Annotated in this window: 16 protein-coding genes; 9 read left to right on the forward strand and 7 right to left on the reverse strand. The window is 67.4% G+C overall.

From position 1 onward, the window contains the following. On the reverse strand, positions 1 to 756 hold a 756-nt coding region (locus B4L26_RS03480; RefSeq protein WP_290715876.1), incomplete at its 3' end, for an MmgE/PrpD family protein. A 109-nt stretch (positions 757 to 865) separates the two neighbouring features. Between B4L26_RS03480 and B4L26_RS03485 the strand changes: the two genes are divergently transcribed. After that, positions 866 to 2,305 (forward strand): short-chain fatty acyl-CoA regulator family protein, encoded by a 1,440-nt coding sequence (locus tag B4L26_RS03485; protein WP_290715879.1) that lies wholly within the window; start codon positions 866 to 868, stop codon positions 2,303 to 2,305. A 64-nt stretch (positions 2,306 to 2,369) separates the two neighbouring features. On the opposite strand, the gene B4L26_RS03490 is transcribed toward B4L26_RS03485, so the two are convergent. Together B4L26_RS03490 and B4L26_RS03495 are read right to left on the reverse strand one after the other, a co-directional pair. Continuing rightward, positions 2,370 to 2,951 carry a UbiX family flavin prenyltransferase gene (locus B4L26_RS03490; protein ID WP_290715882.1) on the reverse strand — a complete coding sequence of 194 codons (582 nt, stop codon included), beginning with the start codon at positions 2,949 to 2,951 and terminating at the stop codon, positions 2,370 to 2,372. Continuing rightward, on the reverse strand, positions 2,948 to 3,451 hold the full coding sequence (locus B4L26_RS03495; RefSeq protein WP_290715885.1) for a TIGR02444 family protein: 504 nt from the start codon (positions 3,449 to 3,451) through the stop codon (positions 2,948 to 2,950). The genes B4L26_RS03490 and B4L26_RS03495 overlap by 4 nt, the downstream gene beginning before the upstream one ends. A gap of 138 nt (positions 3,452 to 3,589) precedes the next feature. Between B4L26_RS03495 and B4L26_RS03500 the strand changes: the two genes are divergently transcribed. Genes B4L26_RS03500 through B4L26_RS03510 form a run of 3 tightly spaced genes read left to right on the forward strand, consistent with a single transcriptional unit; the run spans position 3,590 to position 7,094 of the window. Then, the gene (locus B4L26_RS03500) at positions 3,590 to 5,020 is read left to right on the forward strand and encodes a UbiD family decarboxylase (RefSeq protein WP_290715888.1); all 1,431 of its coding nucleotides are present in this window, start codon (positions 3,590 to 3,592) and stop codon (positions 5,018 to 5,020) included. Positions 5,021 to 5,029: 9 nt separating this feature from the next. Beyond that, positions 5,030 to 5,449 carry an SRPBCC family protein gene (locus B4L26_RS03505; protein WP_290715891.1) on the forward strand — a complete coding sequence of 140 codons (420 nt, stop codon included), beginning with the start codon at positions 5,030 to 5,032 and terminating at the stop codon, positions 5,447 to 5,449. Between the two features lie 10 nt (positions 5,450 to 5,459). After that, positions 5,460 to 7,094 carry a UbiD family decarboxylase gene (locus B4L26_RS03510; RefSeq protein ID WP_290715893.1) on the forward strand — a complete coding sequence of 545 codons (1,635 nt, stop codon included), beginning with the start codon at positions 5,460 to 5,462 and terminating at the stop codon, positions 7,092 to 7,094. A gap of 50 nt (positions 7,095 to 7,144) precedes the next feature. Here the strand turns inward: B4L26_RS03510 and B4L26_RS03515 are convergent, their stop codons facing one another. Continuing rightward, positions 7,145 to 8,347: a PucR family transcriptional regulator gene (locus B4L26_RS03515; protein ID WP_290715896.1), complete on the reverse strand. Its 1,203-nt coding sequence runs from the start codon at positions 8,345 to 8,347 to the stop codon at positions 7,145 to 7,147. A gap of 112 nt (positions 8,348 to 8,459) precedes the next feature. On the opposite strand from B4L26_RS03515, the gene B4L26_RS03520 reads away from it, so the two are divergent. After that, on the forward strand, positions 8,460 to 9,974 hold the full coding sequence (locus tag B4L26_RS03520) for a flavin-containing monooxygenase (RefSeq protein WP_290715899.1): 1,515 nt from the start codon (positions 8,460 to 8,462) through the stop codon (positions 9,972 to 9,974). On the opposite strand, the gene B4L26_RS03525 is transcribed toward B4L26_RS03520, so the two are convergent. Continuing rightward, complete coding sequence (locus B4L26_RS03525; protein ID WP_290715902.1) at positions 9,941 to 11,611, reverse strand: PucR family transcriptional regulator; 1,671 nt, start codon at positions 11,609 to 11,611, stop codon at positions 9,941 to 9,943. The two genes, B4L26_RS03520 and B4L26_RS03525, sit on opposite strands and share 34 nt — an antisense overlap. Positions 11,612 to 11,714: 103 nt before the next feature. On the opposite strand from B4L26_RS03525, the gene B4L26_RS03530 reads away from it, so the two are divergent. After that, complete coding sequence (locus tag B4L26_RS03530; RefSeq protein ID WP_290715904.1) at positions 11,715 to 15,290, forward strand: bifunctional proline dehydrogenase/L-glutamate gamma-semialdehyde dehydrogenase; 3,576 nt, start codon at positions 11,715 to 11,717, stop codon at positions 15,288 to 15,290. A 56-nt stretch (positions 15,291 to 15,346) separates the two neighbouring features. Here the strand turns inward: B4L26_RS03530 and B4L26_RS03535 are convergent, their stop codons facing one another. Continuing rightward, the gene (locus tag B4L26_RS03535) at positions 15,347 to 16,573 is read right to left on the reverse strand and encodes an acyl-CoA dehydrogenase family protein (RefSeq protein WP_290715906.1); all 1,227 of its coding nucleotides are present in this window, start codon (positions 16,571 to 16,573) and stop codon (positions 15,347 to 15,349) included. Between the two features lie 105 nt (positions 16,574 to 16,678). Here B4L26_RS03535 and B4L26_RS03540 point away from each other — a divergent pair, with 105 nt between their 5' ends. Next, entirely contained in the window at positions 16,679 to 17,881 is a 1,203-nt protein-coding gene (locus tag B4L26_RS03540) for a serine hydrolase domain-containing protein (RefSeq protein WP_290715908.1), read from the forward strand. A gap of 91 nt (positions 17,882 to 17,972) precedes the next feature. Here B4L26_RS03540 and B4L26_RS03545 read toward each other — a convergent pair whose 3' ends face one another. Continuing rightward, positions 17,973 to 18,863 carry a hypothetical protein gene (locus B4L26_RS03545; protein ID WP_290715910.1) on the reverse strand — a complete coding sequence of 297 codons (891 nt, stop codon included), beginning with the start codon at positions 18,861 to 18,863 and terminating at the stop codon, positions 17,973 to 17,975. A 144-nt stretch (positions 18,864 to 19,007) separates the two neighbouring features. Between B4L26_RS03545 and B4L26_RS03550 the strand changes: the two genes are divergently transcribed. Both B4L26_RS03550 and B4L26_RS03555 read left to right on the forward strand, forming a co-directional pair. Beyond that, a complete protein-coding gene (locus tag B4L26_RS03550) occupies positions 19,008 to 19,853 on the forward strand; it encodes an SDR family NAD(P)-dependent oxidoreductase (RefSeq protein ID WP_290715912.1) in 846 nt (281 codons plus the stop codon). A gap of 251 nt (positions 19,854 to 20,104) precedes the next feature. Continuing rightward, positions 20,105 to 20,527, forward strand: a complete 423-nt coding sequence (locus tag B4L26_RS03555) for a globin (RefSeq protein WP_290715915.1) — start codon at positions 20,105 to 20,107, stop codon at positions 20,525 to 20,527. Positions 20,528 to 20,578: the final 51 nt, after the last annotated feature.

Genomic DNA, 20,578 nt, shown 5'->3' on the forward strand with positions numbered 1-20,578 from the left:
CTCCCAGATCGGCGACGGTGCGCCCTCGCCGCGCATGGCCCGGTCGACCGCCTCGATGGCGACCTTGCCGGCCAGCGCCGGCGCGTAGGCCTTCCAGCTGGAGATCTGGCCCTTGCGCGACTGGCGGGTGGCCGTCGTCAAGTGCAACGCCTGTCCGACGGCCTGGTAGATGGTGTCGACGTCGAGGCCGAGCATCGTTCCGATGCCCGCGGCGGCCGACGGTCCGAGGTGGGCGACGTGGTCGATCTTGTGCTTGTGCAGCGAGATGCCGCGGACCAGGTCGATCTGGACCTCGTAGGCGGTGGCCAGGCCGCGGATCAGGTCACGGCCGGAAACACCCTTGTGCTGGGACACGGCGACCAACGGCGGGATGTTGTCGCCCGGGTGGGAGTATTCGGCAGCAAGGAACGTGTCGTGGAAGTCGAGCTCGCGCACGGCCACACCATTGGCCCATGCCGCCCATTCCGGCGAGTACGCGCCGTTGACACCGAAGACCTGCGACCCGGCGCCCACGCCGTCGGCCGGCGGTGCAACGGGGTGGCGCAAAGCTTGCGCGCGGGCTGTCGTGACCGGGCGCCGGGTGACCGATGCCGCGCTGACGGCGGCGTTGTCGATGACTCGGTTGATGATCATCTCCGCGGTCTGCTCGGGGACCTCGACGGGGTCGACGGCGATCTGGGCGATCTTGTGGGCGAGGTGCTCCTCGATCGGGAAATCCTCGGCGCTGCGGTGGGTACGAACCTTGTGGTTGATCATATTTCGCACCATACGCACGCCCCAATTGAGATGTAAAGTGCCTAGTCATGCGTATTTATGTGTACTGATGTAGCATCATTTGCGAACTCTGTGTAAGTGAGGTGACGTCGTGTCTGGTCAAGCGGGGAAAAGCCATTCCGGGGCCCGCCTGCGCCGCCTGCGCGAGGAGCAGAAGATCTCCCAGGCCGCGCTGGCCCGGCGGCTCGACCTGTCGACGAGCTACGTCAACCAACTGGAGAACGACCACCGGCCGCTGACCATCCCGGTGCTGATGGCGCTGCGCCGCGAGTTCGACCTAGCGCCGGACTACTTCGCCAACGACACCGACGCCAGACTCGTCGGGGACCTGTCGGAGGCCGCCGGACACACCGAATTCGACGGCATCACGCAGGCCGAGATCGAAGAACTGGTGGCGCGGATGCCTCGCGTCGGCAAGGCCATGGTCTCGATGCACCGGCGACTCGTCGCGGCGACCGGCGAATTGGACACCTACCGCGCGACGGTGAATCGCGACGAGGACTCGACACCCCGCGCGTCGACGCCGTTCGAGGAGGTCCGCGACTTCTTCTACGACCGCAAGAACTACGTCCACCGCCTCGACATGGCCGCCGAGGAGATGTTCACCCGTCTCGGCCTGCGCGTCGGCGGGCTCGACGAACAACTCACCACCGTCCTCGAACGCGACCACGACATCCGCGTCGTGCTGGCCGACCCAGCGTCATCGTCGTCGGCGTCGCGCAAACGCTCCTACGACCCGACGTCCCGGGTCATCACACTCGCGCGGCACCTCCGCCCCGGTCAGCGCGCGTTCCAATTGGCCACACAACTGGCTTTTCTCACCCAGGGCGAGGCAATCGATGCGATCGCCCTCGGCGCGGACGGACTGAGTCCGGATGCGCTGCCCGTGGCCCGGGTGGGCCTGGCGAACTACTTCGCCGGCGCCCTCGTCCTGCCCTACACCAAGTTCCACGCCGCGTCGGAAGCGCTGAAGTACGACGTCGAGCTGCTCGGCTTACGGTTCGAGGTCGGCTTCGAAACGGTGTGCCACCGCCTATCGACTCTGCAGCGCCCTGGACAGCGCGGCGTGCCGTTCATCTTCGTGCGCACCGACCGCGCGGGGAACATCTCCAAGCGTCAGTCCGCCACGGCCTTCCACTTCTCCAGGGTCGGCGGCAGCTGCCCGCTATGGGTGGTGCACGACGCGTTTACGACTCCGGGCCGCATCGTGACGCAGGTGTCGTCGATGCCCGACGGACGGTCCTACTTCTGGCTGGCCCGCACCACCGACGAACCGATGCAGGGCTACCTGGGGACGCGCAGCGCTTTCGCCATCGGCCTCGGCTGCGATCTGTCCCACGCCGATCGGCTGGTGTACTCCACCGGCGTCGACCTGCACGATCCGCGACGCATGGTGCCGATCGGGTCGGGATGCAAGGTGTGCGACCGGCCCGCCTGCCCGCAGCGCGCCTTCCCCCAGCTGGGCCGGCCCATCGTCGTCGACGACAACGTCGCCGAGTCGGCGCCCTACCGGTCCCCCACCGCCCACTGAGCCCAAAAACCCGCCGACCGAGCCCAAATCCCCGCCGACCGAGCCCGGAGCTGGGCTCGCTCGGCTACTCGTCCCGCGCCGTCGTCGTGCCGTTCCAGCGGTAGGTCAACTCGTGCGACAAGTCGAACAGATCCAGGGCACGGGCAACCGTCTGGGTCACCACGTCGTCGATGCTCGTCGGACGGTGGTAGAACGCCGGGACCGGCGGCATGACGATCGCGCCACTGCGGTCGGCGCGTGCCATCAGGTCGATATGTCCCGCATGCAAGGGGGTTTCGCGGAGCAGCAGGACGACCCGGCGCCGCTCCTTGAGGCAGACGTCGGCGGCCCGGACGACCAGGCCCTCGTTGTAGGAGTTGGCAATACCGCTGAGCGTCTTTATCGAGCAGGGTGCGACGAGCATGCCCGCGGTGACATGGGATCCCGACGACAGCGACGCCCCGATGTCCTTGGGGTTGTGCGCATAATCGGCGAGGGCACGGACTTGGGCCGCCGAGTAGTCGGTTTCGGCGGCCAGCGTCCGCTTCCCCGAGTCGGTGAGAATGAGATGCGTCTCAACGTCGTCGATATCTGCCAACATCTGTAGCGCCTTGATGCCGTAGATCGCGCCGGATGCTCCGGTGATCGCGACGATCATTCGTCTCATGCGTGGCCTCGTTCCGCTCTCGCCGCGGCCGCGATGACCGCGACCGCATCGCCGTCGGCTGCGGCCAGAGGGGGGAGCACGCGCCCGATCGCGCGGCAGATGGACTCGTCGTCGCCGGCCGCTTCTCCCTCCGAGAACGTCGCGACGAGGCCGTCCAGGACGCCGAGTTCGATGAGTTCGGCCTCAATCTCATCGCGCTGAATCCTGGCGCGTAGCTCCGTCGTCGCGTCGTCGGGTGCCGGTGGCGGGCCGGTCCGCAGGCGCCGCCGCACCGCCCGCAGCGGTACGACGATCTCGGTGTGCCACGGCGCGACCGCCTCCCGCATGGCGACGACTTCCGACTCGGTCGGATCGTGACGGCGAACCGCACCGGTAAAGGCGGCGCACAGCACGAGGTTCACGTCGGCGTCGAAGCGCTCCTGCAGATGCAAGCAGGCCGCGGACACACCGTCGCGCCGGTATACGGCGACGGCGAACCCCGGTAAGCCCTTCGCACTCACCACGCCGAGGATGCCATGCCCGCCCTCGACATTCCATCGGTATCCACGCACTGACCGCGGATCACCCCGCTGGGGCCGACTGCTGCGTACGATCACTGTCGTCGTGCTCGTCCTCCCCACCGCCCGGAAAGCGATTACATGGCATACCAAGACTTTCGCGAATTCCTGGCCGCGCTGCGCGCACAAGGTGAGCTTGTCGACGTGAACCGGCACATCGCCCTTGACCTCGATGTCGCCAAAGCGCTCCGCAAGAGCGGTGCGACTGGCGGACCCGCGCTGATGTTCCGCGACAACGGCACCCCGTTCCCACTGGTGGGCGGCGTCTACAACTCCCGCGCCAAGGCGCTTATCGCCTTCGAATCGACCGAGGACGAAGTATTCGACAAGATCCTCACCGGCCTCGCCAGCCCCGTCCCGCCGGTCACCCTCGATACGGGTCCCGTCCACGAGAACGTGCTGACGGGCGACGATATCGACCTGCACCAGCTCCCCATACCCAAGTACAGCCCCGACGACGGCGGCCCCTACATCACGCCGGGGATCGTCGTCAGCCACGATCCTGAGACCGGTGTGCCCGACATGGGCCACTACCGGTTCGAACTCATCGACAAGAACACGCTGTCGTTCCTCGCCCAACCCAACCACCGGTTCGGCAAGAACCTTGCCAAAGCGCAGCAGCTCGGGCAGACCACATTCCGGGCGTCCCTGGTCATCGGTGTCGATCCGATGATCGCCTACACGTGCCCCATCCAGGTCAGCGACGACACCGACGACTTCACCGTCGCCGGCGGGCTGCGCGGCGCGCCCGTCGAGCTCGTCAAAGGCAAGACGAACGACATCGCGGTCCCCGCGCACGCCGAGTTCGTCATCGAATTCGAAGTGGATTTCCAGACCACCGTGTTCGAAGGCCCCCTCGGGGAATACACCGGCTACTACACACCCGGATCGATGAAGCCGATCGCGCGGGTCACCGCGATCACCCACCGCAACGACCCGATCTTCCAATGCCTGCTCACCGGTGTACCGCCGCAAGAGAACCATGTCCTCAAACAGCTGCCGTTCGAGGCCTCGTTCTTCAAACTCATGCGCGAGCAGTTCCCGACGATCCGCAAGGTCGCGATCCCGGCGTCGGGCGGTGTCTCGTTCTACATGGTCATCGCCATGAAGGAGCGCTACGGGGGTGAGGCGCGCCAAGCCATTCTCGCAGCGATGGGGACCAACTTGCGCCCCAAGCACGTCGTCGTCGTCGACCCGGACATCGACGTCAACGATCCCGATCAGGTCGAATGGGCGATCGCATTCCGGACCCAGCCCGCGCGCGACGTCATCGTCGTCGACCAGTTGCCCGCCGGACCGCTCGACCCGTCGGTCTCCGACGACATACCACTCGACCAGCGCCGCGGTTCCGCGCTCGGCATCGACGCCACGTACCCGTTCGGCCTGATCGTCAAGGTGGCGGGGGAAGCCTGCGGCGCATCGGTCGCCGAGCACGGCGGCGAATTCCTCGAAGTCGCCGACGTGCCCGGTTGGCGCGACTTCGACCTGCCCGAAATCAACTCCAACGGATAGGAACCAGCCATGCCGAGCATCGACCACGAGATCAAGATCAACGCGAGCACCGAAGCGGTCCGCGCTGCGCTCACCACGAACGCCGGCATCGCCGGGTGGCAGACCCCACACGTCGAGGGTGATGGTGCCGTCGGGTCCACCTGGCGCTTCATCTTCGACGGCCGCCCGGAATTCGCCTGGCGGATAGACGAAGCCGGACCGAGCCGCATCGCGTGGACCTGCACCGCAGGCCCCGGCGACTCGGCCGGCACCGAGGCGGTGTTCACCATCGCAACGGCGTCCGACGGCAAGACCCACCTGCTGCTCGGTCACACGGGCTGGGCTGACACCGACGGCAATTTCCGCAAGTGCAACACGATCTGGGGCGTGCTGCTCCACCACCTCAAACAGGCCGTCGAGACCGGGGCGCCCGCGCCGGCATTCCCCTGAAGGAGAAGCCATGCCTCAGCAAAGCCTGCCCGAGTTCGTCAACGCGATGGAGGCCGCGGGCCTGCTGGTCCGCATCAAGGACGAGAAGCGCGTCGACGAACTGCCGTCGGTCATGGAGGAGTATCCGACGATGGCGGTGCTGGTCGAGAAGGTCACCGACTGCGAATTCCAATTCCTCGCGAATGCCTACTCCAATCAGGACCAGACGGCGTGGGCGCTGGGCTGCGACAAGCGCGAGACCGGCAACCGCATGGCCGAATTGGCGAAGGGACGGATCAAGCCGGAGATCGTCGACACCTCACCCTGCAAAGAAGTCATCCTCACCGGTGATGATGTGGACCTCACCCGCCTGCCGCTGTTCCTGCACCACGACCGCGACGGCCATGCCTACACCAACGACAACCTGGTCGTGACGAAGCACCCGGACACCGGGGTCCACGACTGGGGCATCTATCGCAGCATGTTCCGGACCAAGAACGAGAAGATGTTCGACATGACGTGCTCGTCACACCGGGCGCGCATCAACGCCAAGGCCGCCATGGCCAAGGGCGAGAACCTCGACCTGGCGATCGTTCTGGGCGGACCGCTCGTCGACAAGGTCGCCGCCGTCAGCGGCGTGCCGTCGACGGTGGACGACTTCGAGGTCCTCGGCAGCTTCTATGGTCATCCGGCCAAGCTCGTGCGCTGCGAGACCATCGACCTGCTGGTTCCGGCCAACGCCGAGATCGTGATCGAGTGCGAGTTGATGGCCACCGAAGGCCTCACCCATGACGAGGGCCCGTACGGCGAGTTCACCGGCATGTACGGCGGCGGCATCAAGCACAACTTCCGCGCTGTTGTGAAGGCGATGACGTTCCGCCGCAACGCGATCTTCCAGCACGCGACGATCGGCGGCGCACACCCCTGGTACACCGACAACATGCTGCAGCTGCCGATGATCGAGGCAGACCTGTTCGCCGGGCTGAAAAACGCGGGCATCGACGTCCGCGCGGTCCGGGCGCCCCTGGGCGGGCTGTCGAACATTGCGTATGCGGCGATCAATCCGCTCGGCGCCGGAGACGCGAAGCAAGCACTCGGCGTGATGCTGACGTGCTCGAAGCAGGGGTTGCCGAAGATCGCGGTCGTGGTCGACACCGACGTCGACGTCTGGGACGACAACGCCGTCCAGTTCGCGATGGCCTTCCGCTATATGCCCCACGTCGACACCGTGCAGATCCCCAACTGCAACACGATGACCGTGGACCCGATGATCAGCGAACTCGACGCCCCCGGGACGTCCTCGAAGATCGGGCTCGACTGCACCATTCCGATCAGCCCGAACTACGTGCGCTCGCACTTCGACCGCAGTTCGGTCTTCGCACTCCCCGCGCCGCCGCCCGGCGTCACCGAGCTCAGCGAGGACGAATTGACCGCAGCCATGGGCGATTTCATCCGGGCACAACCGCGGGCCTGGAAGGAGATCCTCGAGCACTTCAACGGCCAGCCGTACAAGACCCTCTACCGCGCGTTCAGCAACCTGCGCCACCAGCTGGGCCGCTGTGATGACGCGCCGTGGTACAGGTACACCTTCTCCGACACCGACTTCGCCCCACCCGCGGTCACCGATCAGGTGCACAACTTCGATCCTCGGCACCGCACGGAGTAGCCGTTCGGCACCGCACGTTCGGTGGGAATCGGTACACGGTCGGCGGCCGGCTACCCCTGCCAGTGCTGGTACTCCAGCGCGGCGGCGACGGCGATCGCGTTGCGCGACAATTCGACGGGCAGCAGTTCCTGCGCCCTCGCCAAGCGCCGGACCACCGTGTTGCGGTGGGTGAACAGCTTCGCCGCCGCCGTCGTCGAGTTGCACTGCTGCGCGAACCAGACCCGCATGCATTCGCGCAATTCGGGATCGGCGAGCGCCAACTCCCCCAGCGTTTGCTGCACGAAGTCGTCGACGACGCTCCGGTCGTCGTTCATCGCGCCGATCAGCGCGAGTTCGTCGTACCGGACGACCGAGCGCGCCGACCCCAACGCCAGCAGCGTCTGGTCGGCGCCCAGCGCCTGGAAATGACTGCGCCGGAAACCGTCTCGACCGCTCCCCGGCAGCCCGACGGCGACGCTCACCCCGTCGGAGACGCACGCCTCCTCGACGGTGAGTTGCGCCGTCGGAAACCACACCCACATCCGGTCGACGCCGGCCAACACCGTCAGGCGCCGACTCAACCTGTTGGCCGACATGATGGCGTCACACGTGGCCTCCAGCCGACTCATCGACATGCCGGTACCACGCAGCACGACGGCGGTCTGCGGTCCCGCGACGCGATAGTGCAACTGGGCCTCGGCACGCACATCGTCGATCGGTGCGCCCTCGAGGATCAGGGCCACCGCGGCGCGGCGCTCGGCATGGGTGTCCCCCGCGAGTTGGGCCTTGGCCACCGCGATCTGATCGGCCAGCGCCGCGACGGTGTCGTCGATGAACACCCCAATCGATCTGGACGAGACCGACAAGACCTCGTGCAGGAGCTCCACGTCGTCGGTAAGCGCGAAGCAGATCTCCATCCACAACCTCCACGCCACCGACTGCGCCGTTCGGAAGGCGTCGAGGATCCCCGAGTCGATCCCGCGGCGGACCAGCTCGCGCACCATGTCGGCGCCGATCTCCACGTCGCGGACGGGCACCCGCGCACCCGGGTCCACGAGGTTGTGCTGCGCCCACTGGGCCAGGTTGCCCTCGTTTGTCTGCCGAACCGCGTCGACGAGGATCTGCTCCCCAGCGATCTCGTCAAGCCGCACCCCGCGCAACGCAGCGGCGTTGAACTCGTCGATCCACTCCTGCGGTGCGTCGATCACCCTCTCCACGGCCGCGACGATCAGTGCGGACGCGGGGGCCGACGGCGTCACCCACTGCTCTTCCATGGTGTTCATTGTGCACCGGGACCTTGCACCTTCGGGTGCATATCACCCTTGCCCTCCGATGCCCGCTCCCAGGAGTATTGAATACGAGAACCACCGCCGTCAGGAGCGAAATATGACCACCGCCCAGCCCGCCTCCCAGCCGATCGCCACGACCGCCGACTACGACGTCGTCATCATCGGCGCCGGCATCTCCGGAATCGGTGCAGCCCACTACCTGCGCACAAATCATCCTGAGAAGAGCTTCGCCATCCTGGAATCGCGCGACGCGATCGGCGGCACCTGGGACCTGTTCCGCTACCCCGGCATCCGCTCTGACAGCGACCTGTTCACCTTCGGCTACGAGTTCAAGCCGTGGACCGACGACCAGTCGATCGCCGACGCGCCCCGGATTCTCGACTACCTGCGCGAGGCCGTCGCCGACGACAACCTGGAGGACACCATCGTCTTCCACCGCCGCGTCACCGCCGTCGACTGGTCCGACGCCGACCAGCTGTGGCACCTGACCGTCGCGCGCACCGACAAGACGGATCGCAAGAAGCCCGACACCATCACCGCTCACTGGATCTTCTCCGGCACCGGCTACTACAACTACGACGAGGGCTACACCCCGCAGTTCCCCGGCCAGGACGACTTCCAAGGCCAGATCGTGCACCCGCAGCACTGGCCCGAAGACCTCGATTACAAGGGCAAGCAGGTCGTCATCATCGGCAGCGGCGCGACGGCGGTCACCCTGATGCCGGCCATGGCCCCCGACACTGCGCACATCACCATGCTGCAGCGGACCCCGTCCTACATCATGCCCGTGCCGCGCGAGGATCCGATCGCCAAGAAGACACGCAAGCTACTCGGCGAGGAGCGCGGCTTCAAGGTCAACCGGCAGCGCAGCATCCTGCAGCAGAAGGCGATCTACCAGTTCTGCCAGCGCTTCCCGGGCGCCGCGCGCAAGCTGATCCGCAAGGTCAACGAGAAGCAGCTGCCGGAGGGCTTCGACGTCGACAAGCACTTCAACCCGCCGTACGACCCGTGGGACCAGCGGCTGTGCGCCGTGCCCAACGGCGACATGTACAAGGAGATCCGCAACGGCGACGCCTCCGTGGTCACCGCGAACATCAAGACCTTCGACGCCACCGGTATCCAGCTCGACGACGGGACCCACCTCGACGCCGACATCATCATCACCGCGACCGGACTGAACCTGCAGCTCTTCGGCGGGATGGCGGTCTCGGTGAACGGCGAACCGCTCGACTTCCCGTCGACGGTCGCCTACCGCGGCGCCATGCTCTCGGGGCTGCCGAACTTCATCATGGCCATCGGATACACGAACTCCTCGTGGACACTGAAGATCGGCCTGTTGTGCGAGTGGTTCTGCCGGGTGCTAAGCCACATGGACAAGGCGGGGTACTCCTCGGTCCGACCGGTCGCACCGAAGAACATGGAGACCCGCCCGCTCCTCGACTTCGAGGCCGGCTACGTCAAGCGCTCGATCGACACCCTCCCCAAGCAGGGCACGCAGGACCCGTGGAAGACCACGATGTCGGTCTCCAACGACATCAAGAACCTGCGCAAGGGCGCCGTCGACGACGGCTTCCTGCGCTACGACAAAGCGCCGGCGTTGGCCCCGGCCTGAGTGATCGCGAGCTGCAGGGCCGTCAACAGGCGGTCCTGCGGGTCGTCGAGGCGCAACCCGGTGATTTGCTGGGCCCGCTCCAGCCGGTAGCGCAACGTATTGGTGTGGATGTCAAGGGCGCGTGCCGCGTCGCGGACGTTGCCCAGTGCGGCGAGGTAGGCACGCAGGCTCGCGACCAGCGAGCCGGCGTGCTCCTCGTCGTAGGCGCGCAACCGCTCCAAGCGTGGATCGACGAGGTCGGGGCGCCCTTGGAGCGCGCCGATGATCTCGCCCAGCAGGACCGCCGTGCGCGCCTGGGCCAGCGTCGTGACGCGCTGACCACCGGCGGCGAGCAGCACACGGTCGCACTCGGCGCGGGCCGCCGCCACCCCGGCCAGACCGTCGACATCGGAGACGATCGCGCCCCGCAGCACTGCGCCCCGCAGGGCCGACGCCCCGTCAAAGCGTTTCACCAGCGCCGTCGTCCACCGCGTCAAACGGTTCACCGAGGTGTCCGGCAGCAGCAGGTAGGCGCGGTCACCGACCACCGCAGTGAGCGACGAGGCGGCAAAAGCACTCGCCTCCAGCCGTAGTGCGCCGCCGATCTGTGCCATCGCGTCATCGTTCCCGGCGCCGAAACGACTTGGCCCGCTCGCTTCGCTTCCGGCGCCGAAACCATTCGGTCCGCTCGCTTCGCTTCCGACGCCGAGACCGACGACGGCGTAACGACCATCGACGGGCAGTCGCAGATAGGCACCCACCGACGCCGCATCGATGCCGCCGTGCTCGCCGAACAGCCGCTGCACCAACTGGGCCTCAGTCGACGGCGCCTGCATTTCGCGGGTGAGGATGCGTGCGGCGACCGCACTCGCGCCGAGCAGCACCTGCGCCGACCCGACGGCCAGCGGCTGCGCCCCCTCCTGCACCCAGATCGATCCGAGCGGTCGTCCCGATGCGGCAGTCACGCCGACGACCAACCGGCGCCGCATGTTCAACTCGGGATGGTCGGGCACGTCGATGACCTCACCGCCGTGGCGTACCGCGTCGAACACCCCCCACTCGCGCAGCAACGCCAAATACTCCGACGGTCCACTGCGACCCAGGATCGTCTGCGTCCGGAGTTCATCGGCTTCGCCGTGCGACGGCGAGTAGGCCAGCACCCGCGCGCTGGTCGGATCCTCGATCGAGACGAGTCCGCCGGTACCCTCGGCCACCAGCCCCACCAGACCGAACAAGTCCAGATCAGCCGACGTCGGGTCGACCACTGCGAGTCCGTGATCGGCGGCCGCGCGATCCAAGCGATCGGCCAGCAGTGCCAGCACGCGGTCCCAGCGCGCGGCCGGCGCAATGGTCACCACGCCGATCTGTAGCGACTGCGCCACTCGGGCCACCGCGTCGTCCTTCGTCACGAGGCCCACCGGCCGCGGCACGGTCGGGTCCGCCCAGTGGTGAGCGACGCGCTCATCGTCGACCCCGACGAGCAGCAGCAGATCAGCCGACGGGACGCCGTCGGTCGATCCCGTGCTGCCCTGGACATCCTCCGGACCGACCATGGCGACCGAGCCGATCGAGGAGTGCTCGGGCACGGCGCTGGCGATCACCGCCGAGTCGAGTGCGTCGACGATCTCACCAAAGGCCACGCAAGTCGTTTCCGCCATCTCACCAGTCTGCCACTTGATTGGACAATCAGACGAACTATGACGTCTGAATTCAGACAAATGGACGATGTCGAAACCTCTTGTCCAGCGGTGTACTAGCAGCATGGCACCGCTGACCCCGAACTCCGAGTCCTACTCCCCCTCGATCGCCGCCGAGCTGGCCGACCTGGACAGCAGTGCAGAGGCGCTCGTGAGCCGCTGGCTGCAGACCACGGCGACGCTTGCGCAGAAGCCGCATCCCTCGGCGCAGCGGCTGGCCGCCATCCTCGCCGATCCGAAGGGCCTGGACTTCACCGTCGGATTCGTCGACTGTGTGATCGGGATCGAAGACGACCGCGCAGCGGCGACGGCGCTGGCCGAACTCACCGCCGACCTGCCCACCTCGCTCAACGCGCTCGACCGCGCCCAACTGCGCCTCGGCGGTGCGATGGGCCGCATCGCGCCCCGCGTCGTCATCCCCGTCGCCCGCGCCCGGATGCGTTCGATGGTCGGCCACATGATCGTCGACGCGCGCGACCGCCAGTTCACGCGCACCGTCGCCAAGCTGCGCCGCGGCGGCCATCGACTGAACATCAACCCGCTCGGCGAAGCCGTCCTCGGCGACGGCGAGGCCGATCGTCACCTGGAGCAGGCACGCGCCCTGCTGCGCCGCGACGACGTCGACTACGTGTCGATCAAGGTCTCATCGGTCGCCTCGCAGATCTCGATGTGGGCCTACGACGAGACGGTCGATTACGTCCTGGAGCGCCTCGAGCCGATGTACCTGGAGGCGGCCGCCGCACCCGCCGGCACCAAGTTCATCAACCTCGACATGGAGGAGTACCGCGACCTCAACCTCACCGTCGAGGTGTTCACCCGGCTGCTCAGCCACCCGGAACTGCACAACTACGAGGGCGGGATCGTGCTGCAGGCCTACCTGCCCGACGCGCTCGGGGCAATGAATCGCCTCGCCGAGTTCGCCGCCGACCGCGTCAGCCGCGGCGGCGCCGGGATCAAGGTCCGCCTGGTCAAGGGCGCCAACCTCGCGATGGAGAAGGTCCACGCCGAGATGGCCGACTGGCCGCTGGTGACGTGTGACTCCAAGCTCGCCACCGACGTCAACTACAAGCGCGTGCTATTCGAGACCATGCGCCCCGAGGTGATGACCGCACTCGTCGGCGACGGCCCCGACCGCGCCCCGGCGCTGCGCCTGGGCGTTGCGGGACACAACCTCTTCGACATCGCCTTCGCCCACCTGCTCTCCGAGCATCGCGGCGTCACCGATCACATCGAATTCGAGATGCTGCACGGCATGGCGACCGAGCAGGCCCAGGCGCTGTCCAGCGACGTCGGCCGCCTCCTGCTGTACGTACCGACGGTCGCGCCGACCGAGTTCGACGTCGCCATCTCCTACCTCGTACGACGCCTGGAGGAGAACGCAGCGTCGGAGAACTTCATGTCAGGCATCTTCGATCTCGCGCCGGGTAGCGATGCGTTCGTCCGCGAGGCCGGGCGATTCCACAGCGCCGTCGAGGAACTGGGCAAGCTCCTCGCCACCAACCCGCCGGTCCCCGGCGCCAACGACCATCAGGATCGTGCCGCACAGGAGCAGGCTCCGCTGCCGGAGCTGCCCGCCGTCCTGCCGCCGTTCGACAACGAGCCCGACACCAACGCCGCGCTGCCGGCCAACCAGGCCTGGGCGCGCGAGGCCATCACTATGGCCACCACTGCAGGGTGGTTGGACACCGTGGCGGTTCCGGCGGTCATCGCCGACGACGAGGTCGACGACGTCATCGCGACCGCGCGCGCCGCGGCCGTTGATTGGGCGGCACGCCCGGCGGCCGAGCGGGCGGCGATCCTCGAGCGCGCCGCCGACCTGTTGGCCAGCCGTCGCGGTCGGCTGATGGCGATTGCCGCCGCGGAGGCCGGGAAGTCACCCGAGCAGTCCGACCCGGAGATCTCCGAGGCCATCGATTTCGCCCGCTACTACGCGCGCCGCGCAATGGAGCTCGACGAGGTCGACGGCGCCCGGTTCTCGCCCGATCGTCTGATCGTCGTCGCACCGCCGTGGAACTTCCCCATCGCGATCCCCGCGGGCGGGACATTCGCCGCCCTGGCGGTCGGCGCCGCGGTCATCCACAAGCCGGCCGCCCCCACGCCGCGCTGCGCAATGGCGGTACTCGAGGCCCTGTGGGAGGCCGGTGTCCCCCGCGAGGTGTGCGTCGGCATGTTCCCCGACGAGGGACCCGCGGGCAAGCGGCTGCTCAGCCATCCGCAGGTCGACCGGGTCATCCTGACGGGCGCCTCAGAGACCGCTGCGCTGTTCGCGTCGTGGCGTCCGGAACTGGCCATCAACGCGGAGACCTCGGGCAAGAACGCTCTGGTCATCACTCCCGCCGCCGACCGCGACCTGGCGATCGCCGACCTCGTGCACAGCGCGTTCGGGCATGCCGGTCAGAAGTGCTCCGCAGCCTCTCTGGGCATCCTGGTGGGTGCCGTCTACAACTCGGCGCGCTTCCGCCGCCAGTTGATCGACGCCGCGTCGTCGCTGGTCGTCGACTGGCCGTCGAACATGAAGGCCACGGTCGGGCCGCTGACCGAGCCACCGAGCGAGAAGCTCCTGCGCGCCCTCACGACCCTGGAGCCCGGCGAGAGTTGGCTCCTGCAGCCGCGCCAGCTCGACGACACCGGCCGCCTGTGGTCGCCAGGAATCAAGGACGGCGTGGCCCCCGGATCGTTCTTCCACCGCACCGAGGTCTTCGGGCCGGTGCTCGGTCTGATGCGCGCCACCGACATCGACGAGGCGCTGGCCCTGCAGAACGCCACCGACTTCGGCCTCACCGCCGGAGTGCACTCGCGCGACATCACCGAGGTCAACACCTGGCTGGACCACGTGCAGGCGGGCAACCTCTACGTCAACCGCGGGATCACCGGTGCCATCGTGCGCCGCCAGCCGTTCGGCGGGTGGAAGCGCTCCTCGGTCGGCCTCGGCTCCAAGGCCGGCGGCCCCAACTACGTGATGCTGTTGGGCAGCTGGTCGGATGCGCCGCACGTCGTGGACGCTACTGCCGGCAGTGAGCTCCCCGCTGCAGCGGCGTTCACCGCAGACGCGGCCACGGTCCTCGACGAAGACAGCGTCGCCTGGGTGCGCCGGGCCGCCGCTGACGACGACGCCGCGTGGCGCGCCGAGTTCGGCGCGGGCCGTGACGAGACTGGTCTGGAATGCGAGGCGAACGTCTTCCGGTACCGCCCGACCAGCGTGCTGGTCCGGGTTGGCGCCGATGCCGCGCCGGCCGACCTCGCCCGCGTCCTCGTCGCCGCCCATCGTGCCGGCACTGCGCCCCAGGTGTCGGTGTCCCCCGCGTCGTCCTCAGCCGTCGCGCAGGTCCTCGACCTTGCCACGCGCCACCTCGGCGTCGCGGTCACCGATCGCGGTGACGACGCGGCGTTCGCGACGTCGATCGGCTCACTTCGCCAGCACCGGGTCCGCTTGGTCGGCAGCGTCGACGACGAGGTGCGCGTCGCCGTCGCCGCGCGGCCCGACGTCGCACTGCTCGACGACGAGGTGACCGGTTCGGGCCGCGTGGAACTGCGCTACTGGCTGGCCGAGCAGGCAGTTTCGATCACGCTGCACCGCTTCGGCAACCCGGATCCGGCCTTCCACACCCTGGCCGCCGAGCTCACCGGCTCCGCGTCGTAGGGCTGCGCTGACCCACTGACCCGCCCGCCACTGCCATCACGCAGTCTGCGGGCGGGTCAGTCGCGCAGCAGGCCCTTCGCGACGTGGGTCACCTGGATCTCGTTGGACCCGGCGTAGATCATGAGCGACTTCGCGTCGCGCGCCAGCTGTTCGACGCGGTACTCGGCCATGTAGCCGTTGCCGCCGAACAACTGCACCGCCTCCATCGCGACGTCGGTGGCCGCGCGGGAGGAGTACAGCTTCATCGCCGACGCCTGTGCCAGCGTCGGGGGCCTACCGGCTTTCATCGCCTCCATCGCGACGAACAGCATGTTCTGCACGTTGAGGCGGGCCACCTCCATCTCGGCGAGCTTGAGCTGGATGAGCTGGAACTGCGCGATCTCCTGGCCCCACAGCTTGCGGTTCTTCGCGTAGTCCACCGACAGGCGTAGGCACTCGTTGATGATGCCCAGGCTCAGCGCGGCGATGCCGATGCGCTCGGCGGTGAAGCCGTCCTTCGCGCTGGAGCCGCCGCGCTTGTCCGCGCCGGTGTCCTCGGTCTCACCCAGCAGCCGATCGGCCGATAGGCGCACATCGTCGAAGAACAACTCACCGGTCGGCGAGCTCATCATGCCCATCTTCTTGAACGGCTTGCCCTGGGTCAGGCCCTCCATGCCCTTGTCCAGGACGAACGTCAGGACCTTGCGGTCGCGCATCGGGGTGCCGTCGCCCTCGTCCAGCTTGGCGAACACGACGATGGTGTCGGCGTAGGGCCCGTTGGTGATGAAGGTCTTCTGGCCCTTGAGGATGTAGCCGCCGTCGCCGTCGCGGCGGACCGACGTCTTCATGCCGCCGAGGGCGTCCGACCCGCTGTCGGGCTCGGTGATCGCCCAGGCGCCGACGGTCTCCATCGTGACCAGGCCGGGCAGCCACCGCTTCTTCTGGGCGAGCGTGCCGCGAGAGCGGATCGTCGATGCGGTCAGCCCCATGCTGACGCCCATCGAGCCGACCAGGCCCAGACAGACGCCCGCGAGCTCCATGTTGAGGATGAGCGCCATCGACGACGACAGTGCTCCGCCGCCACTCTTGGGCTTCGCCTCGCCCGCCTCCTGTGCCGCGAGTTCCTTCTCGAGCTGATCCCGGTTCATCGCGTCCACGCCGAAGGTGGCGAGCAGCTTGCGGGTGATGTCGTAGGGCGGGAGTTGGCCGGTCTCGAGTTCGTCGATGTGCGGTCGGATCTCTTTGTCGATGAACGCGCGCAAGGCGTCGCGCACCATGAGATCTTCGTCGGACCACTCGAACATTGCGCCTCCACAGTTTGGAACAGGTTTCAGATTTCATTCCATCCTGCCAGGAGTGGCCGGGCTGCATCGCGGAATCCCGGTCGTCGACCAACTACTGTTGGCGACATGGACGACCTTTCGGCCATCACCGACGTCGGCGACGAAGAGATCTCCGCCCGCGACCGCATCGCCGTCGAGGCGATCTGGTCGTCGGCGCTCGACTGGTACCGCGCAGGTCAGCAGCCCGCGCTGCAGGTCTGCATCCGGCGCCACGGTCGCGTCGTGCTGAACCGCGCTGTCGGGCACGCGTGGGGAGCCGGGCCCACCGATCCCCCCGATGCCGAGTTGATCCCGGTTACGGTCGACACCCCGTATTGCTGCTATTCGGCGGGCAAGGGGCTGGCCGCGGCCATCGTGCTGCACCTCGTCGACCGGGGCGTGTGGAGCTTGGACGACCGCGTCACCGACTATCTGCCCTCCTACGGCGCGCACGGCAAGAGCCGCACCACCATCGACCATGTGCTCACCCACCGCGCCGGTGTCCCGCTGTTCACCGGCCCGACGCCAGACCCGCGGCGCATGCGCGACAGCGAGTACGCGCGGTCGGTGCTCGCAGAATTGCGCCCGGTCTATCCGCCCGGCACGCTGCACATGTACCACGGGCTGACCTGGGGTCCGATCGTGCGCGAACTCGTCGCGGCGGCCACCGGGCGCAGCATCCGCGACATCGCCGCCGACGAGTTCCTCGCCCCGTTCCGCTATCGGTGGAACAACTTCGGCGTCGCCGAATCCGACGTTCCCCTCGTCGCACCGAGCCATGCCACCGGCTCGGCAAGCCCCGGTCTGCTCGACGCGGGCTTCCGCAAGGCCGTCGGCGGGTCGATGGAGGAAATCATCCCTATCTCCAACCGCCCCGAGTACCTGACCGACGTCATCCCGTCGTCGAATCTGGTGTCCACCGCTTTCGAGCTGTCCAAGTTCGCGGAGTTCCTCCGGCTCGGCGGCTCACTCGACGGTCACCGCGTCCTCGCGCCGGGGACGATTTCCAAAGCTGTCGAGCAGCGCCGGCGGCTGCGCCCCGACATCGCCACCGGCGGCGCCCCGATCCGCTGGGGCACCGGGTTCATGTTGGGCTCCAAACGATTCGGCCCCTTCGGCACCGACGCCGAGCACGCCTTCGGCAACACCGGCCTCACCCAGATCGCGATCTGGTCGGACCCATCGCGCGATATGGCCGTCGGGATCATCAGCAGCGGCAAGCCGGTCAGCGGCAACGACGGAAAGCACTACGCGACGTTGGCGTCGACGATCAACCGGGCGCTGAAGTAGCGGTTCGGCGACCTGGCACAACGGCTACCGAAACCGACAACAGCTACCGTTGCGCCCGTAGCTGTTGTCGGGACTCGTAGCTGTTGTGGCGCTACAACAGCCTTGCCCGCGTCAGCGCCTTCGTCAGTCGGGGGATCATGTGCCCACCGCGCAGGTCATCCCAATCCCAGCGGACCACGTCGCGCCCCGTCGACCGGATTGCGTTCTCGCGGTTCTTCTCCCTGATGATCGCCGCCGCAACGTCCTCACCTGGACGTCGGTGCTCCAAGTACTTGCCCTCACCGTCGAATTCGCCGTTGACCAGACAGTCGAAATCGAAATCCAGGAAGTACTGCTTCCCCTCCACCCATAACTCCCGCTGAAGCACCGGAATCGGCAGCTTCGCTCCGATCATCTGGGCGCGACTCCACGACTCACCCGGGTTCGCGGACTCGCCATCAGCCAGTTCAAGTGCCCTCCGCGCGACCCGGATTCCCCGACACTGGCGCCCCGCGCACATCTGTTCCATCCATTCCCGGCTGGCACCGGTACGAAGTGCCGAGTCCATGATCGTCAAAGCGGCCGGGAAGCGACTCGCGCAGGCCAGATCGACTGCGGTCCGCTCGATCCCGGTGACCGCCACCCCCTCGACGACGGTGATCTCGTCATCAGACAGCTGACCCGCGTGTAGGTGCCGCACTCCTCTGACGTTGCCGTTGACCCGAGCACTGGTGAAGTGCACGCGCCGTAGATCCGGGCCGAGCATCGCAAGTCCCAGAACCGCGGCCGCCGACTGGTGGCTCAGCACACAATCGGTCCCGGACTTGGTCGCTACGCCTATCGACATCAGCCGATGCCGTTGCTCTGGGCGGAGTGCTCGGGTGTTGACGCGGGTATAGCAACCGGGCGCAAGTCGTTCGAGTCGGGCGAGGTCTCGGTCGCTCAGGCCCTCGGTCAGGGCGTCCGCACGGTAGACGATGGCGTTGGTGGCGGGGAGATCCATGTCTTCTTAGACGCACGAAGGGACCATTTGGCTCCCCGCGCCCTCGTCCCGTCGACAACCGCTACCGGTCCCGACAACAGCTACCGTTGCGACGGTAGCGGTTGTCGGATGCTGTAGCCGTTGTGGTGCCGATACGCTCAAGGTATGGCAAACAAGACCGCAATCATCACCGGCGGTGCCCGCGGCATGGGCCTCGCGACGGCCAAGATCATGGCCGCCGACCACCACATCGTCCTCAGCGATGTCGACGGTGAGGCGCTCGCAGCCGCGGTCGCCGAGATCGAGTCCGACGGCGGCACCGCGGAGTTCGTCGTCGCCGACATCACCGACCGCGCCCAGGTCGACGCGGTGTTCGCAGGCGCGGCGCAGGCAGGCGGGCTGCGCGCCGTCGTCCACGCCGCCGGGGTGAGCCCGCGGATGGGTTCGGCGGAGAAGATCATCGAGATCAACGCCGTCGGCACGATCAACGTCGTCGAGGCCGCGCTGGCCGTCGCCGACGAGGGGTTCGCCGTCGTCAACGTCGCCTCGATCGCCGCGGTGATGGTCCCCGGGTTCATGATCCCCAAACGCGCGTTCGGCTACGCCCGCACCGACGTCGACAAGCTCCGCCAGAAGCTCATCGCCGCATCGAACCGCACCGGGAAGAGGGCGGCCCCCAAGCAGGCCTATCCCATCTCGAAGGCCTTCGTCGTCTGGTACTCCGCGGAGATGGCGGCGGCATTCGGCGCGTCGGGTGCACGCATCCTGTCGGTTTCGCCGGGCTCCTTCGACACCGAGATGGGCCGGCTGGAGGAGTCGGGCGGCTCGGGCCAGCTGACCCAGTTCGCCGCGCTCAAGCGTTTCGGCCGACCCGAGGAGATCGCCGAACTCCTCGCTTTTTGCGCCAGCTCCAAACCGGGCTACCTCACCGGCGTCGACATCCTCTGCGACGGTGGCACAAAAGCCGGCATGGGCCTCAAAGAGATGATCACCCTCGCCCGCGGGGCGTGAGGCCGGCCATGGAAGACCGTGGACTCGAGTTTGATGGCGTGCGCATTGGCCGCCCAGCCACCGGCGCTCTGATCGACGCGGGCTACCGCACACTCGCCGACCTGCCCGACGACCTGGACGAACTGCTCGGTCTTCACGGTGTCGGCCCATCGGCGGTACGACGGCTGAACGAGATACGCCGGCGCTAACCCACCAAGGCCCAAAGTCCCGACCCCTTCGGTCTATTGGGTCCAAATGGCAGCATCGAAACCATGACACGAACCGGGCTCAGCGGGGCGGTCGCACGATCGATGGAGATCTACGACGAAGAGCTGGGCGATCCGACCATGGCGATCTACCAACGATTCTTCGCCGCCAACCCCGACGCCGAGGACCTCTTCGGCGAAGGTGGAGACATATACAGCGAGCGGCGGATGATGACCGGCATCTTCGGACTGCTCCTCGACCTCGCCGACGGAACGCTGGATCCCGAGTCCAGTGCGTGGTGGGTGAACGACCATGTCTCCTGGGAGGTCACCCGGACGATGTTCGAGTCGATGTTCACCTGCATCGTCGACGAGTTCCGCGCCGGACTAGGCGAGTCCTGGGACCCGCAGATGGAGGCGGATTGGGCCGAGGTACTCGCCCGGTGGGCCACCGTTGTGCGGGTACGACTCGACGACAACGGCATCTGATCTACATCAGCAGCACTATCCGCACAGCCCACCAATCGACTGCTATTCTCG

The sequence above is a fragment of the Gordonia sp. UBA7599 genome (assembly GCA_002477755.1).
In the GTDB taxonomy this organism is placed as follows: Bacteria; Actinomycetota; Actinomycetes; order Mycobacteriales; family Mycobacteriaceae; genus Gordonia.

Excerpts from the sequence above, each read along its gene's own strand:
- B4L26_RS03490 (WP_290715882.1), bottom strand. The coding sequence starts at position 2,951 with ATGAGACGAATGATCGTCGCGATCACCGGAGCATCCGGCGCGATCTAC.
- B4L26_RS03500 (WP_290715888.1), top strand. The coding sequence starts at position 3,590 with ATGGCATACCAAGACTTTCGCGAATTCCTGGCCGCGCTGCGCGCACAA.
- B4L26_RS03505 (WP_290715891.1), top strand. The coding sequence starts at position 5,030 with ATGCCGAGCATCGACCACGAGATCAAGATCAACGCGAGCACCGAAGCG.
- B4L26_RS03510 (WP_290715893.1), top strand. The coding sequence starts at position 5,460 with ATGCCTCAGCAAAGCCTGCCCGAGTTCGTCAACGCGATGGAGGCCGCG.
- B4L26_RS03515 (WP_290715896.1), bottom strand. The coding sequence starts at position 8,347 with ATGGAAGAGCAGTGGGTGACGCCGTCGGCCCCCGCGTCCGCACTGATC.
- B4L26_RS03520 (WP_290715899.1), top strand. The coding sequence starts at position 8,460 with ATGACCACCGCCCAGCCCGCCTCCCAGCCGATCGCCACGACCGCCGAC.
- B4L26_RS03525 (WP_290715902.1), bottom strand. The coding sequence starts at position 11,611 with ATGGCGGAAACGACTTGCGTGGCCTTTGGTGAGATCGTCGACGCACTC.
- B4L26_RS03530 (WP_290715904.1), top strand. The coding sequence starts at position 11,715 with ATGGCACCGCTGACCCCGAACTCCGAGTCCTACTCCCCCTCGATCGCC.
- B4L26_RS03535 (WP_290715906.1), bottom strand. The coding sequence starts at position 16,573 with ATGTTCGAGTGGTCCGACGAAGATCTCATGGTGCGCGACGCCTTGCGC.
- B4L26_RS03540 (WP_290715908.1), top strand. The coding sequence starts at position 16,679 with ATGGACGACCTTTCGGCCATCACCGACGTCGGCGACGAAGAGATCTCC.
- B4L26_RS03545 (WP_290715910.1), bottom strand. The coding sequence starts at position 18,863 with ATGGATCTCCCCGCCACCAACGCCATCGTCTACCGTGCGGACGCCCTG.
- B4L26_RS03550 (WP_290715912.1), top strand. The coding sequence starts at position 19,008 with ATGGCAAACAAGACCGCAATCATCACCGGCGGTGCCCGCGGCATGGGC.
- B4L26_RS03555 (WP_290715915.1), top strand. The coding sequence starts at position 20,105 with ATGACACGAACCGGGCTCAGCGGGGCGGTCGCACGATCGATGGAGATC.